The 15,453-nt window shown below is 66.6% G+C and carries 15 protein-coding genes; 5 read left to right on the plus strand and 10 right to left on the minus strand.

What is annotated here, in order from left to right; translation table 11 throughout:
• Positions 1-8: 8 nt before the first annotated feature.
• Together NA5_RS25190 and NA5_RS25195 are read right to left on the minus strand one after the other, a co-directional pair.
• The gene (locus NA5_RS25190; protein WP_062990226.1) at positions 9-998 is read right to left on the minus strand and encodes an N-acetylglutamate synthase, CG3035 family; all 990 of its coding nucleotides are present in this window, start codon (positions 996-998) and stop codon (positions 9-11) included.
• A complete protein-coding gene (locus NA5_RS25195; protein WP_062990228.1) occupies positions 991-1,581 on the minus strand; it encodes a peptide deformylase in 591 nt (196 codons plus the stop codon). Before NA5_RS25195 ends, NA5_RS25190 begins: the two co-directional genes overlap by 8 nt.
• 186 nt (positions 1,582-1,767) lie before the next feature.
• Between NA5_RS25195 and napA the strand changes: the two genes are divergently transcribed.
• The 5 genes from napA (at position 1,768) to NA5_RS25220 (ending at position 6,221) form a co-directional block, all read left to right on the plus strand.
• Positions 1,768-2,109: a nucleoid-associated protein NapA gene (napA, locus tag NA5_RS25200; protein ID WP_062990230.1), complete on the plus strand. Its 342-nt coding sequence runs from the start codon at positions 1,768-1,770 to the stop codon at positions 2,107-2,109.
• 67 nt (positions 2,110-2,176) lie between these two features.
• Positions 2,177-2,734, plus strand: coding sequence for a LytR C-terminal domain-containing protein (locus tag NA5_RS25205; RefSeq protein ID WP_062990232.1), 558 nt, complete (start codon positions 2,177-2,179; stop codon positions 2,732-2,734).
• A 130-nt stretch (positions 2,735-2,864) separates the two neighbouring features.
• A complete protein-coding gene (sodC, locus tag NA5_RS25210; RefSeq protein ID WP_062990234.1) occupies positions 2,865-3,551 on the plus strand; it encodes a superoxide dismutase[Cu-Zn] in 687 nt (228 codons plus the stop codon).
• A gap of 13 nt (positions 3,552-3,564) precedes the next feature.
• Entirely contained in the window at positions 3,565-4,710 is a 1,146-nt protein-coding gene (locus NA5_RS25215) for a glutamate--cysteine ligase (protein ID WP_062990236.1), read from the plus strand.
• Positions 4,711-4,934: 224 nt separating this feature from the next.
• Positions 4,935-6,221 (plus strand): phosphatase PAP2 family protein, encoded by a 1,287-nt coding sequence (locus tag NA5_RS25220; RefSeq protein WP_371856457.1) that lies wholly within the window; start codon positions 4,935-4,937, stop codon positions 6,219-6,221.
• Positions 6,222-6,261: 40 nt separating this feature from the next.
• Here NA5_RS25220 and mnhG read toward each other — a convergent pair whose 3' ends face one another.
• The 8 genes from mnhG to NA5_RS25260 all read right to left on the minus strand — a co-directional run.
• Complete coding sequence (gene mnhG / locus NA5_RS25225; RefSeq protein WP_062990240.1) at positions 6,262-6,594, minus strand: monovalent cation/H(+) antiporter subunit G; 333 nt, start codon at positions 6,592-6,594, stop codon at positions 6,262-6,264.
• Positions 6,591-6,851 carry a monovalent cation/H+ antiporter complex subunit F gene (locus NA5_RS25230; protein ID WP_062990242.1) on the minus strand — a complete coding sequence of 87 codons (261 nt, stop codon included), beginning with the start codon at positions 6,849-6,851 and terminating at the stop codon, positions 6,591-6,593. The genes mnhG and NA5_RS25230 overlap by 4 nt, the downstream gene beginning before the upstream one ends.
• Positions 6,848-7,420: a Na+/H+ antiporter subunit E gene (locus NA5_RS25235; RefSeq protein WP_062990244.1), complete on the minus strand. Its 573-nt coding sequence runs from the start codon at positions 7,418-7,420 to the stop codon at positions 6,848-6,850. The genes NA5_RS25230 and NA5_RS25235 overlap by 4 nt, the downstream gene beginning before the upstream one ends.
• A gap of 49 nt (positions 7,421-7,469) precedes the next feature.
• Positions 7,470-9,074, minus strand: a complete 1,605-nt coding sequence (locus NA5_RS25240; RefSeq protein ID WP_062990246.1) for a Na+/H+ antiporter subunit D — start codon at positions 9,072-9,074, stop codon at positions 7,470-7,472.
• Positions 9,071-9,442, minus strand: coding sequence for a Na(+)/H(+) antiporter subunit C (locus tag NA5_RS25245; RefSeq protein ID WP_062990248.1), 372 nt, complete (start codon positions 9,440-9,442; stop codon positions 9,071-9,073). Before NA5_RS25245 ends, NA5_RS25240 begins: the two co-directional genes overlap by 4 nt.
• A complete protein-coding gene (locus tag NA5_RS25250; RefSeq protein WP_062990250.1) occupies positions 9,439-12,288 on the minus strand; it encodes a Na+/H+ antiporter subunit A in 2,850 nt (949 codons plus the stop codon). Before NA5_RS25250 ends, NA5_RS25245 begins: the two co-directional genes overlap by 4 nt.
• A gap of 111 nt (positions 12,289-12,399) precedes the next feature.
• Positions 12,400-13,707, minus strand: coding sequence for a hypothetical protein (locus tag NA5_RS25255; protein ID WP_062990252.1), 1,308 nt, complete (start codon positions 13,705-13,707; stop codon positions 12,400-12,402).
• 119 nt (positions 13,708-13,826) lie between these two features.
• Positions 13,827-15,453, minus strand: a 1,627-nt coding sequence (locus tag NA5_RS25260; RefSeq protein ID WP_062990254.1) for an AAA family ATPase, incomplete at its 5' end; no start/stop codon positions are given.

Consider the following 15,453-nt stretch of genomic DNA (forward strand, 5'->3'; position numbering starts at 1 on the left):
GGAGTCGGTCAGCGAGAGCCGTCCGGTGCGGCATAGCGGTAGGTGTGGTGGTCGAGGAAGCCCAACTCGTGATACATCGCGATGGCCGCGGTGTTCTCGGCCTCGACCTGGAGATAGGCGTGGGTGGCGCCACGATCCGCGCCCCAGCGGATCAGCTCCGCGCAGATCAGCGAACCCAGTCCGTGCCTGCGATGTTCGGCCGCCACCGCGACGCAGGTCAGCCCGATCCAGTGGCGACCGTCCGGTGCGGTGGTGAGCGCGCCGCGCCCGATCGCGATGGGCTGCGGCAATCCGAGCGAGGCGAAACCCACTTCGCCGTCGTGCACGGCCGTCAGCACCTCGACCACCGGCGGCGGCGAAACCGGCTGGGTGGCAGGATCTTCGCCGCTGTAGCGGTGCATCGACAACCAGGCGTCATCGGGTGCGGGCACGATGCGCACCATCCGCGGTCCCTGTGGCAGTACGAAATTCTCGATATCGATCGCAAGCAGCCGGGTTTCGCGCCAACTCTGCCAGCCCGGCGGCAGCGAAGCGAGCCGATCCGGCAGCGCGATCTGCACCGGCAGACCGTGCGCGGTATACCACTCGCCGATTCGCCGCAGCGTGTCCGCGCCCAATGCCGCCGGACCATCCGAACTGCCGAGCGGCACAGCGGAATTGGCGCGGTTGGTGTAGCCGTTTCCGGCCCGTAACAGCCAGCCGTCGATCCAACCCTGTTCGATACCCGGCCAGCCATACGCCGCCGCGGCCTCCAGCGCCCGGATCTCCCTGGTGCGAATCGGCCTCGGCCCCAACGCTTTCATCGCGACGACGCGATCCACCGCCACCGCGACGACCTGCCCGTCCGCAGCCCGCACGGTAGGCGGGTCCAGCGAGATCAGTTCGCCGATCACATCTGTGAGCGGTTGTGGATAACCCGCTGGCAACCGGTACCGCAGCACCACACGCCGACCCAGCGGGATATCGGGCAGTGCCGAATCACCCGCAGGATCAGTCATCGTGGCCGAACGGATCGGGCACCGTACCCGGAATCCAGCTGAGACCCGGTGTGCCCCAACCATTTCGCTTGATCGCCTTCTTGGCCGCGCGGGCATTGCGGCCGATCAGCACATCCACGTACAGGAAACCGTCGAGATGCCCGACCTCGTGCTGCAGCATGCGGGCGAAGAAACCCTTGCCCTCGATCTCCACCGGCTCGCCGTGCTCATCGGTTCCGGTGACGCGGGCCCATTCGGCGCGGCCGGTGGGGAACTGTTCACCGGGCACCGACAGGCAGCCCTCGTCATTGTCGTCGGGATCCGGCATGGTCTCCGGAATCTCCGAGGTCTCCAGCACCGGATTGATCACCGCGCCCTTGCGTCGCACGGCCGAACCCTTGTCATCGATATCCGGGCAGTCGTAGACGAACAGCCGCAGCGGCACGCCGACCTGGTTCGCGGCCAGTCCGACGCCGTTGGCGGCATCGAGCGTTTCGTACATATCCGCGATCAGCCCGGCCAGTTCCTCCGGCGTCTGGGTGACCTGCTCGGTCGGATTGTGCAGAACCGGGTCGCCGACGATCACGATGGGGAGGATTGCCATGGGGGCAATTATTGCCGATGGGCTCGCCGGGGTCGCAGCCGCCGCGATCGCCGGTGGTCGCGACTCGCTACCGACCGGTAGCGAACACGCCGCGACGGTGCTGGGGCAATCCCGCGGCCCATGGTTGAATGATCCGCGACCTACAAGCATCATTTTCGTCTGGTGGTTACTCGGCGAGGGAGCAAGATGGACGGCGCAGCGGCACCGAATCTTTCCGCGATCCAGGACGGCCCTTCTGCGAGCGAAGATGTCACGGCAGCCCCGCAGGTCGATGGTGACGGTCTGAGCCGTCGCGAACATGACATCCTGGCCTTCGAACGGCAATGGTGGAAGTACGCCGGGGCCAAAGAAGAGGCCATTCGTGAACTGTTCGGCATGTCGCCGACCAGGTACTACCAGGTACTCAATGCGGTGGTGGATCGGCCGGAGGCACTGGCCGCCGATCCCATGCTGGTGAAGCGGTTGCGCCGACTGCGAGCGAGCAGGCAGAAGGCGCGAGCCGCTCGGAGGCTCGGCTTCCAGGTATGACGCGCCGCCGTAAAACCGGAGCCTGCGCAACGACCATGGGGCCCGGTTTGCGGATAGGGTTCTAAACGTGAGCTACCCGAATCCCACCTCCGGCGGGCCGCCGTTGCGCGCGCTGGCGATGGTGTTGATCGCGCTGGCCATCGTTTTCGCGGGGCTCGGCGCGATGTCGTTATCGAGTTCGGATTCCGATACCTCGGGGGCGGGTGATGCGTCGAGTACGACGAGTCAGGCCGCCGCCACCACGGCGGTCGCGACGACCAACTCGCCGGTGCGGGCCACGAGTTCGGCACTGACAAGTTCGGCCTCGGCCACCACGAAACCGTCGACCACGACGTCGGCGGCTACCACTACGGCGAATCGCGCTGTGCCGGTCCATGTTCTGAACAACAGCACAGTTGCCGGACTGGCCGCGCGCACCGCGAGCGAGCTCACCGCCAGCGGCTGGAACGTTGCCGAGGTCGGCAACTATCCCGGCCCGAATATCACGAATACGACTGTGTACTACGGCAATAACCCCGGCGAGAAGGAAGCCGCACTGGCCATAGCCGATGAACTGGGCGCGACCGCCGAGTTGCGCTCCGGTGGGTCGGGTTCAGGTGTGACGGTGGTTGTCACGGGTAACTGACCAGTGCGGGGGCTCGCGACACGGCCCGGTCACGGGTGCGACACGGCGGGCGTGGCATCATCTTGTCCGGTAACGAACGTGTCCACCCAGCTTTACTCGTAAACTCGGTACTCGTAAAGGAGTTCCCCCGATGGCCCCGTCCACAACTCGTCGCCCGTCCTGGCGGACTGTGACCCCGGTGCTCGCTGTCGCGGTCTTCGGGCTCGCCGCCTGCACGAACAGCCAGGAGTCGAGCGACGTCCAGGGAACTACGCCGCCGGTGTGGACCGGTGCCTCTGCCCCGCCTGCCAGCGAATTCGGCACCGAGACGGGCGCCCCGAATGCCAACGCCGGGGTGAAGGTCGACCTGAAGGACCCGTCGGGGTCGTCGGTCGCCGTCGCGAATATCACCAAGGACGGCAACCACCTGCAGGTCAGCATCGAGGCACACGGCCTGCGCCCCGGTTTCCACGGCCTGCACGTACACCAGGTCGGCAAGTGCGAGCCCAATTCGGTCGCACCCACCGGCGGGCCCGCGGGTGACTTCCTGTCGGCCGGTGGACACCTGCAGGTCGGCAGCGCCAATGCCCATCCGGCCAGCGGCGATCTGACCTCGCTCGAGGTCCGGGCCGACGGTTCGGCCAAACTGGTCACCACCACCGATGCGGTGACGCTGGAGGACATCAAGGGCAAGGCCCTGATGATCCACGCCGATGCCGACAACTTCGGCAATATCCCCAACCGTTATGTCCGCGCCGACGGCGTTGCCGGTCCGGACGACACCACACTGGCGACCGGCGACGCGGGTGGTCGCATCGCCTGCGGTGTAATCCAGTAGCAAGGTCACCGATATGGCCGGGACAGCAATCGCGCGGGTTCCCTTCCCCGGGTCACCTCGGCCTACCATCGGTATCGAGTGGGAGATCGCGCTCGTCGACAAGGTGACCCGCGATCTGTCGAATACCGCTGCGGCCGTGTTCGATTCGCTCGGCGATCTGCACGCCTACGACGGAACCCCGCAGGTCACCAAGGAATTGCTGCGCAATACGGTCGAACTCGTCACCGGGGTGCACAACACCGTCGGCGAGGCGGTCGACGATCTGCGCGGCACCATGGATACCGTGCGCCGGGCCGCCGATCCGCTCGGCGTCGATCTGTTCTGCGCGGGCACCCATCCGTTCGCCCAGTGGTCGGCCCAACAATTGACGCGCTCACCGCATTACGACGAACTGATCGACCGCACCCAGTGGTGGGGCCGCCAGATGATGATCTGGGGCGTCCACGTGCATGTCGGAGTTTCGCACGCCGAGAAGGTCTTTCCGATCCTGAACTCGCTGCTGCTGTCTTATCCGCATCTGCTGTCGCTGTCCGCGTCCTCGCCGATGTGGGCGGGCTCGGATACCGGCTACGCCAGCAACCGGACGTTGATGTTCCAGCAGCTGCCGACCGCCGGTCTGCCGTTCCAATTCGAAAACTGGTCCCAATTCGAGCGTTTCGTGCATGACGAGATGAAGACCGGGGTCTTCGAACAGCTCGGCGGCATGCACTGGGATATCCGGCCCGCGCCGAAATGGGGCACCATCGAGGTGCGCGTCTGCGATGGCATCTCGACCCGCGCGGAACTGGCCGCCATGGCCGCGCTCATCCACTGTTTGATCGTCGATCTCGATCAGCGTCTGGACAATGGCGAGACGCTGCCGACCATCCCGCCGTGGCATGTTCAGGAGAACAAGTGGCGCGCGGCCCGTTACGGTCTCGATGCGATCGTCGTCGTGGACGATGACAACAATGAGCGGCTGGTCACAGATGACCTGATGGATCTGCTGCAGCGGCTGGAACCGACCGCGAAGCGGCTCGGCTGTGCGGACGAACTCGCGCTGGTGGCCGAGATCCCACAGCGCGGCGCGTCCTATCAGCGCCAGCGCAAAGTGGCCGCCAGCACCCAGGGCGATCTGGTCGCGGTGGTCGATGCCCTGGTCAAGGAGTTGGACCAGTAGTTCTGCCTGGTCGAACGGTCGGCTGACGTTCAGCTGGTCAGGGGGATGGCGTTCATCCGCCGTTTACTATGGTCGACGTGCTTGTCGAAGATCCGGGTCAAAAAGGTGGCAGCGTCCCCGCGGCGCGAGCGACGGGCCCGGAGGCGGTAGCGGAGCGTAACCACGGAGGGACCCGGGAGCGCCGCAAATCGAATACCGAGCGGGTGCGCGTGCCGCGTTCGCGGATCTGGACGGTGGCCGCGATCGCGGCGGTGCCGGTACTGCTCATCGCCCTACAGCTGGGTTCGATCGGGCACGATTTCGAGGGTCCGCTCGGCAGTCTGTGGCACGACTATGTCGGCACACCCAAGTCCATGTCGGTGCCGTGGGCCGGACTCATCCTGGCCCTGGTCGGAATCGCCAAGCGCCGCAGGATAATCGCGGTCGGCATCGCGGCGGGTATCGACGTGGTGTGGGCGGGTATTCGACTGCTCAGTGGCGAATCCTTCGCCATCGGCAATGGGCCTACGCTCGTGCTCACCGGTCTGGCGCTGGTCGCGGGATTCCGCTGGAGCGGAGTGGAGCGACGCAATGCGCTGCACGCCGCCGCGCTGGGCGCATTGCTGGTGCTGGCCACCAAGGTCGGTGATGTGTGGCTGCACATTACGGTCGTCACTCGGCCGCAGGTCTACGACGTCTATGTGGCGCTGGCCGATCATGCGCTAGGTGATCCGTCCTGGGTGATGGGTCGCGTGGTGGATGCGCTCGGACCGGTCGTCTACGCGGTACTGCACTGGGTTTACATCGAATTGCCGGTGGCGGCGATCGTCGTCGCGGTGTGGCAGCTGCGTCGGGTGGTGTCGACCAGTGTGTGGCCGACGCACTACCTGGTGCGCACCTTCCTGGTGCTCGGACTGATCGGCCCGGTCATCTACGTGATCTTCCCGGTGGTCGGCCCGATGTTCGGCTACGGCGCGGACGGTCACGGTATGCAGGTGGGCAACTTCTGGCCCGATTTCGTCCCGCCGATCGACCGCAATCCGACGCCGCTGCCCTTCGATTCCTACACGCCACGCAACTGCGTGCCATCGATGCACACGGCTTGGGCGCTGTCGGTCTTCTTGCACACCCGCCGGGACACCGATGGTTCGCGTGCTCCGCTGTGGCTGCGCTGCCTCGGCGCGTTCTGGTTGGCCGCCACGCTGACGGCGACGCTGGGCTTCGGCTACCACTACGGCGTCGATCTGGTCGCCGGTGCGGTGCTGTGCCTGACGGTCGAGTCGGCGCTGCGCGATCCGGAACGTGGTTGGGGTTGGTTCCGGGTGCGGTTGGTGCTGTTCGGCGCGGTGATCCTCGGCGCGCTGTTGCTCTCGTTCCGCTATCTCGCGGTGTCGATGGCCGAATATCCGGTGCTGGCGGGGACTGTGGTGCTCGCGCTGCTGGCCGCGATGGCCGCGGCATTCCATGCGACGTGGTTTGCCGGGGCTGCGGTGGTCGAGACGGAAGAGATTCCGGTCGGCGCGGCTCGCTAGCCCCTGAACACGCAGATTCAGCGCGAATAGGCGGCCCGACTCACGGCGTGTCGTCCCGCATTTCGTTCACCCGCAGTAGTCCGTCACGGTAGCGCTGCTCCCGATAGGCCGTCCGGCCGATCAGATGCGCGATAACCGGCGCGGTGAGCAGGGTGAACAGCCCGACCAGCACCAGCATCCAGATATTGCCGTGGCCGCGCAATTGGATCGCGGCACCCTCCAGCACCAGGATCAGGCCGACCACCTGGGGCTTGGTGGCGGCGTGCATGCGCGAGAGGGTGTCGGGAAAGCGCACGATGGCGATCGATGCGGTCAGCGCGAGTGTCGCCCCGGTCAGGATGAGGGCCCCGGCGGCCAAGTGCCACAGATTCATACGTCATCCCGGACGCGGAATCGGGAGACCGCGGCGGAGCCGAGGAAGCCGACCAGTGCCAGCGCGACGATCGCGGGTACGACCGTGGTGTCGTCACTGTAGGCGGCCCAGACCGCCAGTCCGGAGGCGGCAATGGCCATCAGCGAATCGATGCCGACAACGCGGTCCAGGGTGCTCGGCCCGGCCAGGATGCGATAGCTGACGATCACCGCGGCGGCCATCAGCATGATGCCCGCCACAATCGCGACAACGTTCACGTCTGCACCTCCGGAGTTGTTCGGGACGAACGCCATTCGGTGGGGCGTTCGAACGACGAGATGAGCAGCCGTTCCAGCCGCCGGGTGGTCCGGTAGAACGTGTCGACCGCCTGCTCGCTGCTCACGTCCAGCACGTGCACATAGAAGACGCAGCGCTGCCGGTCGATCTCCAACACCATGGTGCCCGGAATCAGATTGAGCACATCGGCGCACAGCACCAGCACCAGATCGGATCGCACACTCAGATTTACCCGCAGCACTCCGGAGACCGGCGGCGGCGCCGGACGGATCGCGAACCAGGCCACCTGCAGACTGGATTCCAGTGCGTAATACGAGCTGACGACGATCAATTCGAGCAGCGACAGCGGATGTATGCGCCCGGATACCGGAACGCGCGGCAGCGGCAAGGTCAGCATGATCAGCGCGCCGACGACGAGACCGGCCAGCAGATTGCCGACACTGAGATCGCCCCACAGCGTCAACCACACGGCCGTCAGCCACGACAACACGCCGATGCGTACGGCTGTCGATCGGCCTGGGATGAGCCGTCGCGCAATACCGGTACTCATGCGCGAGCCCTCCGGTGGGCCGCATACGCGGTTCGGGTACGGCGCTGGTTCATCGGACCGTTCCCTTCGCCTCTGTATACGAATTGCCGAGCACCGCACCGACATACACCGCGGGGTTGCTCAGATCGTCGGCGGCGCGGTCGGTAATGCGCAGAAGCGGACCGGCGAATACGGTCAGGCACAGACCGACCACCACGAGGGCCGCCGTCGAACCGACCATCAGCAGTGGCATCCGTCCTGGATCGGTGCGTTCGTCATACAGCACATCGGTCGAATCCTCCACCAGCGTCGGTGGTTTCGCCGCGGTGAGATGCCCCTCGGGCGCATCGACGCGCGGCCGCCAGAACGCCTTGCTCCACACCCGCGCCATGGCATACAGCGTCAGCAGACTGGTCAGCACCGAACCCGCGACCAGCACCCAGGCCAGCACGCTGCCAGCCGCCGCACCCGCCTGCAGCAGTGCGACCTTGCCGATGAATCCCGAGAACGGCGGTATGCCACCGAGATTCAAGGCGGGCACCAGGAACAGGATCGCCAGTAGTGGACTGACCGCCGCCAAACCACCGAGTCGCCGCAGCGACACCGAGCCCGCCTGCCGCTCGATCAGTCCGACCACCAGGAAAAGCGCCGTCTGCACCAGAATGTGGTGCGCAACATAGAACACCGCGCCGGAAAGGCCTGCGGCGGTGGAGAGTCCGATGCCGAAAACCATGTAGCCGATGTGGCTTACCAGGGTGAACGACAGCAGGCGTCGGATATCGCTCTGCGCGATCGCACCGAAGATGCCGACCACCATGGTGAGCAGACCACAGACCAGCAGCACATCGTCGAATCCGCCGTCCGGGAACAGCAGCGAGTGCGTCCGGATGATCGCGTATACACCGACTTTCGTCAGCAGGCCCGCGAAAACGGCGGTCACCGGCGCTGGTGCGGTCGGGTAGGAGTCGGGTAGCCAGTTCGACAGCGGGAAGACCGCGGCCTTGATGCCGAAGGCGACCAGCAGCACCGCGTAGACCGCCATCCGAATGCCGTTGGGCACCTGACCCATTCGCACCGCGAGCTGCGCCAGGTTCAGTGTTCCGGTGGCCGCGTAGGCCAGCGCGATACCGGTCAGGAAGATGAGCGACGACACCATCGAGACCATCACATACGCGATACCGGCCCGGATCCGGTCCGCCGTCGCGCCGACGGTGAGCAGCACGAACGATGCGGCGAGCAGGATTTCGAAGCCGACGAACAGGTTGAACAGATCACCGGCCAGGAAGGCGGCCGAAACACCAGCGGTCAGTACCAGATACGTCGGGCGATAGATCGAGGTCGGCTGGCGGTCGTCACCGTCGCGGATGTTCTGGCCAGCACCGTAGACCGAGACCGCGAGCAGCACGATCGCGGAGACGAGCAGCATGGCCGCGGATAGTCGGTCCAGCACCAGCGTGATGCCGATCGGTGTCCCCCAGCCGCCGACCTGCAGCGCGGTGGTTCCGTCGCGATCGACCAAGTACAGCAGCACCCCGCAGATGACCACCACGACCGACAGCACCGACAGCATGACGAAGCGCTGGATGCGCGGCTGCCGCCCGAACACCAGCGTGCCCGCCGCTCCGAGCAGTGGCACCAGGACCGGTAGCGGCGCGAGCGTGGTGAGCGGACTCAACGCTCCGGATCCTCTGCTTCGCGCCGGGCCGCGACCTCGGCGTCCTCCGGATCGTTCTGCACGGTGTCGGTGGTGGTGAGAATGTAAGAGCGATAGGCGAGGGCGAGCACGAAGGCCGCCAGGCCCATGGTGATCACGATCGCGGTGAGCACCATGGCCTGGGCGAGCGGATCGGCCGTATCCTCGCCCTCGCCCCGGATGGGTGGCCGACCGTCCCGCCCGCCGACGGTCAGGATCAGCAGGTTCACCGCATTGCCGAACAGGATCATGCCGAGCAGCATTTTCGAGACCGCGCGTTCGAGGATCAGATAGACGCCGCACGCGACGTGAATCCCGATCAGGATCAGCAGGGTCAGATTCGCACTCACTGGAAACCTCCTCGCACCGAGGCGGATTCGTCCTCGTCGGTGGCCAGCTCACTGTCCAGGCGCGCGCCGAGGCTGCGCAGCACGTCCAGGACCAATCCGACCACGATGAGATAGACACCGAGATCGAAGAACAGCGCGGTGACCACCTTGATGTGCCCGATCACCGGCAGCGTCACCTGCACGATCGCCGAGGACAGCGGCGGCGCACCGAGCAGCAGTGAGGTGCTCGCGGTTCCGGCGGCAAGCGCCAGCCCGCCGCCGAGCAGATGCCCCGCATCCACGGGCAGCGCCTCGCCGAGTTCGTACCGGCCGCCCGCGAGGTAGCGCAGGGTCAGTGCGAGTCCGGCGGTCAGCCCGCCCGCGAACCCGCCGCCCGGCGCATTGTGCCCGGAGAAGAAGAAGTACACCGACAGCACCATGATGGTCGGGAAGACCAGTCGGGTGGTGACCTGCAGAACCATCGATCGGTCACGCCGATCCACCAGCCGTCCGGCGGGCAACCAGCTGACCAGGTCCGGGTCGTAGTTCGGGGCGTCCGCCGCCCGCGGGGCGCTGCCGAACCGTCGGCTGCGGAATACCAGCGACGCCACACCGGTCGCGGCCACCACGAGCACCGAGATCTCGCCGAGGGTATCCCAGGCCCGGATATCTACCAGCAGGACATTGACGGCGTTCTTGCCGCCGCCGAATGTGTATGCGGCATCGGGGATCAGGTGCCAGACGGGTTCGCTGGAGCGGGCGGCTACCGCGAAGGCGGCCAGCGCCGCGACCGTCGCACCGACCAGTGCGGACAGAATCGCGCGACGCACTTTGAATGCGGCGGTGCGGCTTTCGTCGATTTCGGCGGGGAAGGCGCGCAGCACCAGTACGAAGAACACCAAAGTCAGTGTCTCGACCAGGAATTGGGTCAGCGCCAGATCGGGCGCACCGTGCAGTGCGAAGATCACACCGCAGCCGTATCCGGTGACGCCGACGACGAGCACACTGGCCAACCGGTTGCGCAGCACCGTCGCGGCCAGCGCCATGACGGCCATGATCGCGCCGATGGCGGCCTGGAATGGCGAATCCCACAGGCGCAGGCGAACTCCGGTGCGGGTGCCGACCGCGAGCAGTACCGTCGGCAGCAGGATCAATGTCACCAGGATCGCCGCCTGACTCAGCGGCAGCGAACCGCGCTGTACCGCACCCGTCATCCGCAGCGAGAGCCGGTCCATCGCCCGCAGGGTGGCATCGTAGGCGCGGTCGGCATTGCCGAGCATGGTCGCGGATTCGCCGATGCGACCACGCAATTGGAACACCACGATGCCCGCGAGGACGATCAGGATCGTCAGCGTCAGCGGGATATTGAATCCGTGCCAGAGCGCGAGGTGTGAATCGAGCACGCCGGGAAGGGTTTTCGCGTAGGGGTTCAGCAGTTCGTCCAGCCATGGCGCGCAGAGTCCGGCTATCAGGCTGCCCACCGCCAGCAGTGTGGGCGCGGCGGTGAACAGTGCTCCGGGCCCATGCCAGTTTTCCGAAGCACCGTCCACGTCAGCGTGCTCGCCACCCGATGGCAGCTCCCGATCCGCGAATGCTCCCCAAATGAACCGCATGCTATAGCCGACGGTCAGCATGGACCCGAGCACCACACCGACGGCCAACGCGGCCTTCGCCGGTTCGGCGAGGACATCCGCATCCAACACCGCGGCCAGCGCGGTTTCCTTGCCGACGAACCCGAACAACGGCGGAATCCCGGCCATGCTGAGCGCCGCGAACACCGCAACCCCGCACAGCACCGGCGCACGCCGCCCCAGCCCCGACAACTCCCGCAGATCCCGCGTACCCGCCCCGTGGTCGATGATCCCGACCACCATGAACAAACACGCCTTGAACAGCGCATGCGCCACGATCAACACCGTCCCGGCCAGCGCCGCATCCGGCGTCCCCAGCCCGACCAGCATGATCAGGAACCCCAACTGGCTCACCGTCCCGAAGGCGAGCACCAGCTTCAGATCCGTCACCTGCAACGACCGCAACCCCGCCAGCACCATCGACGCCAGGCCGAGCGTCAGGATCAGCGGATGCCAGGCTGGGCTTTCCGCGAATACCGGTGCCAGCCGCGCCACCAGATAAATGCCTGCCTTCACCATGGCCGCCGCATGCAGATACGCGCTCACCGGTGTCGGCGCCGCCATCGCACCCGGCAGCCAGAAGTGCAGCGGCACGATCGCCGATTTGCTCAATGCCCCGACCAGCAACAGCGCCACGGCGACATCCACCGCGACACCGGACGGCGGCGCGGCGAGCAGATCAGACAGCAGATAGCTGCCGCTCACCTGACCGAGGATGACAATCCCGACCAGCATCGTGAGTCCGCCCGCCCCGGTCACCAAGAGCGCCTGGATCGCGGCCCGCCTGCTCACCGCCTGTTCGGCATTGTGGCCGACCAGCAGGAACGACAACACCGTCGTCATTTCCCAGAAGACGAAGAGCAGCACCATATTATCGCTGGTGACCAGGCCGAACATCGCACCGGCGAAGGCGACCAGCTGGGCCGCGAACACCGGCAGCCGCGGTTCGTCGTCCTCGAAATACCGTGCGCAATAGGCCAGAATCACCGCGCCGATACCGAGCACCAGCGCGGACATGATCGCCGCGAGCGAATCGAAGCGCAGCTCGATATTCATCTCGATGCTCGGCGCCCAACCGACCCGAACCCGCTGTGTCCGATCCCAATTCGCGATCACCCAGCCGAGACCGCCGAAAGGGACGAGTGCGAGTACGTAGAAACCATTGCGCCCCAACGCCCGCACGCACAACGGTGCCGCGAATGCGGCTGTCACGAGCGCTAGCAGGATTCCGAGCAAACTGCACTCCGTCGGGTGGTTGCGGCGGGGTGATACCGCATGATTCTACTTGGAGCCTGGGACTTTCGTCGGCCGAGCGAATATGGCGTATGCCATCCCCGCACGGATCGGCTATATGTCCGCTAACGTTTCGTCGTCGACGGATTGCCCCGGCTTGGGTCGGCTGCGCGGACGGAATCGACGCAGTACCAGCAATCCGAGGGCCGAACCACAGGCTATCGCGAGCGCGGTCCGACCGGCCAACGCTTGATGGTCGGCGGCCCCGTTCAGCGGCCATTCGTCGGTGTCGTGCGGCAATGCGGTGATGATCGACGGCAGATACAGCGCGGACAGGGCGAGCACCCCGCTCGGTGCGTATCGGGGCCGGGCGGTGCCACAGCAGTAACCGGCCGTCAGTGCCAGGGCCGCGCTGCCCGCCGCGGTCACGTAGCGATGGTCGTCGGCGGGTTTGACCAGGGCGAATACCGCGAGTCCTGTGACCAGCAGGATGGCGATGAAAGTCGAGGGCAGGCGGATCCCGATGAGCAGTCCGACCGCGGTGACCGCGATCAGCGCGGCGATGCTCCACCCGGGCCGCGGACCCCCGCCGATCGCTTCGGCGGCGGCGACAAGACTGACCGCCAGATACACCCCGGTGCCGTCGCGCCCGGGTAGCAGCATGGCCGCGGCGGTGGCGGCGATGACCGTCGCGGCGACCGCCATGCCGATCTCGACCGCATGACTGACGTTCGGCGCATGTTGATGCTGTCGCGCCAGCCATTCGGTAATGGCCAGGATCACCAGTGCCAGCACCATCGAGGCCAGGATCGGCGTGACCGGAAGTTCGACGGTGATCCGCGCCGGCTTCGATTCCTCGGGCTCGGACCGATTGCGCAGCGTGCTGAGGATCAGCAGGATCACCGAGACACTGACGAGCCAGCGCGGCGGCGTCTCGAGCACCGCGTACGGATTGTCCTGGGCGATCTCCAGCAGTTCCGCGAGATCACCGAAGACGAAGAAGCCAGCGGCGCCGATCGCGAATCCGGCCGCCGGACCCGGTCGGCGCAGCACCGCAGCGCCCAACGCGCCGAGCAGCACACCGGCCATAATCGCGTCCAGATAGTTCTGCGTTGTCAGCAGGTCGGCCGAGGAAACATGGCGTCCGGCAAAGTGATTGACGTCCATGCCGACCGCGCCGAACAGCGCCGCCGCCCATGCCACCAGCGGCTTGTGGAAGGTGATCACCAGGACCGCGACGGCAACCGCGACGATCACCCCGATCGCGGCGCCGCGCGGGACGCTGTTGTTCAGACTGGCCAACCGATACGGCGAGCTTTCGGCGCTCCAACTGAAGGTGATCGGCAGGAATAGTGCGACGCCCGCGACCGCGGCCCCGAAGAAGGCCGTGATCGTATCGATCGCATCGCCGATCTTGCGCACCCCGTCGAACTTACCCGCGCTCGACGCGGGATCTGGTGATTGCGCCCATATTGCCCGAATATGTCGGACCTGCGGAAAACGCAGGAAGACAGCGATTACCGCGAGATTGCGCCGACCGGCTATCGGCGACTGTCCGCGTACTGGCGCAGCGACTCGACCTGCTCGGGATCGAGCGACGGACGCACCGCAGCCCTGGCCGCGGCGACATCCCCGGCGGTGACATCGGCGGCGTCCACATCCCGGCGCATCGCGGCCAGTGCGGCTTCGCGCAGCAGAGCACTGCAATCGGCCGCGGAATAGCCGTCCAGGTCGGCGGCGAGCGCGGCCAGGTCGACGTCGGCGGCCAGCGGCACCGATTTCCCGGCGGCCCGCAGGATCTCCAATCGGGCCTCGCCATCCGGCGGCGGCACGAAGATCAGCCGTTCCAATCGACCAGGCCGAAGCAGTGCGGGATCGATCAGCTCCGGACGGTTCGTCGCACCGAGCACCACCACATCGCGCAGCGGTTCCACACCGTCGAGTTCGGTCAGCAGCGCCGCGACCACGCGGTCACCGACGCCGGAATCGCTGTTGCGACCGCGGCGTGGCGCGAGCGCGTCCACCTCGTCCAGGAAGATCAGCGACGGCGCGGAATCGCGTGCGCGCTGGAACAATTCGCGCACCGCGCGCTCGGAGGCACCGACCCATTTGTCCATCAATTCGGCACCCTTGACCGCATGCACACTGAGCTGACCGGTCCCGGCCAGCGCGCGGATCAGGAAGGTCTTGCCGCAGCCGGGTGGACCGTAGAGCAGTACGCCGCGCGGTGGGCGAATGCCGAGGCGGGCAAAGGAATCCGGGTGCCGCAGCGGCCAGAGCACGGTCTCGGTGAGCGCCTCTTTGGTTTCGACCATGTTCCCGACGTCATCGAGGCTGAGGCTGCCGATCGCGAGTTCCTCGGTGCCGGAACGCGATAGCGGCCGGATCACCTCGGTGGCGCCGAGCAGGTCTGGTTGGGTCAGCTCCGGTTCCGAATTTTGTCTACTGGCCCGCGAAGCCGCGCGCAGCGCCGCCTCGCGACACAGCGCGGCCAGATCGGAGACAACGAAACCCGGTGTACGCGAGGCGATTTCCTCGAGCTTCAGCTCTTTGGTCGGTACCTTGCGCAACAGCTGCTCCAGCAGTGCCTTGCGCACGGCGGCGGTCGGCAGCGCGAGTGCGAGTTCGCGGTCACAGAGATCGGGTGCGCGCAGCCGCGGATCGATTCCGGCCGGATGCGCCGTAGTAGCCAGCAGTGCCACACAGGGTTCGGCGATCGCCGCGCGCAACTGGTCCAGGATCAGCGTGGCGACCGGCTCGGCCGGTGCGGGCAGCAGTGCGTCGATATCGGTGACGAGCAGGATTCCGCCTCGCCCGCAACCGATTTCGGCCACCGCGGCCGCGACCTCGCGCAACCGCGCACCGCTTTCGGCCGCGCCGACCGTCGGACCATCCAGTTCGACAATGCGCCGCGGCGCGGCCACCGCACGCGCCAGCGTTGCCTTGCCGACCCCGGCCGGGCCGGTGATCAACACCCCCAGATGCGGTGTGGCGCCCAGTGCCTTGAGCAGTTCCGGTTCGTCGAGCGCGAGGCTGAGCCATTCCTGGAGTTTGGCCGCCTGCCCGTGCGCACCCGCCAGATCCTCGACCGGAATGGCCGACTCGCCGACGGTCGCGGTCCAGCCTGCGCCCGCGCCATTGGTCGCGGCCAGCGCCGCGGCCTCGGTG

This window comes from Nocardia anaemiae NBRC 100462 (genome assembly GCF_001612725.1).
GTDB classification, from domain to species: Bacteria; Actinomycetota; Actinomycetes; order Mycobacteriales; family Mycobacteriaceae; genus Nocardia; species Nocardia anaemiae.

Excerpts from the sequence above, each read along its gene's own strand:
- NA5_RS25190 (WP_062990226.1), bottom strand. The coding sequence starts at position 998 with ATGACTGATCCTGCGGGTGATTCGGCACTGCCCGATATCCCGCTGGGT.
- NA5_RS25195 (WP_062990228.1), bottom strand. The coding sequence starts at position 1,581 with ATGGCAATCCTCCCCATCGTGATCGTCGGCGACCCGGTTCTGCACAAT.
- napA (WP_062990230.1), top strand. The coding sequence starts at position 1,768 with ATGGACGGCGCAGCGGCACCGAATCTTTCCGCGATCCAGGACGGCCCT.
- sodC (WP_062990234.1), top strand. The coding sequence starts at position 2,865 with ATGGCCCCGTCCACAACTCGTCGCCCGTCCTGGCGGACTGTGACCCCG.
- NA5_RS25215 (WP_062990236.1), top strand. The coding sequence starts at position 3,565 with ATGGCCGGGACAGCAATCGCGCGGGTTCCCTTCCCCGGGTCACCTCGG.
- mnhG (WP_062990240.1), bottom strand. The coding sequence starts at position 6,594 with ATGAATCTGTGGCACTTGGCCGCCGGGGCCCTCATCCTGACCGGGGCG.
- NA5_RS25235 (WP_062990244.1), bottom strand. The coding sequence starts at position 7,420 with ATGAGTACCGGTATTGCGCGACGGCTCATCCCAGGCCGATCGACAGCC.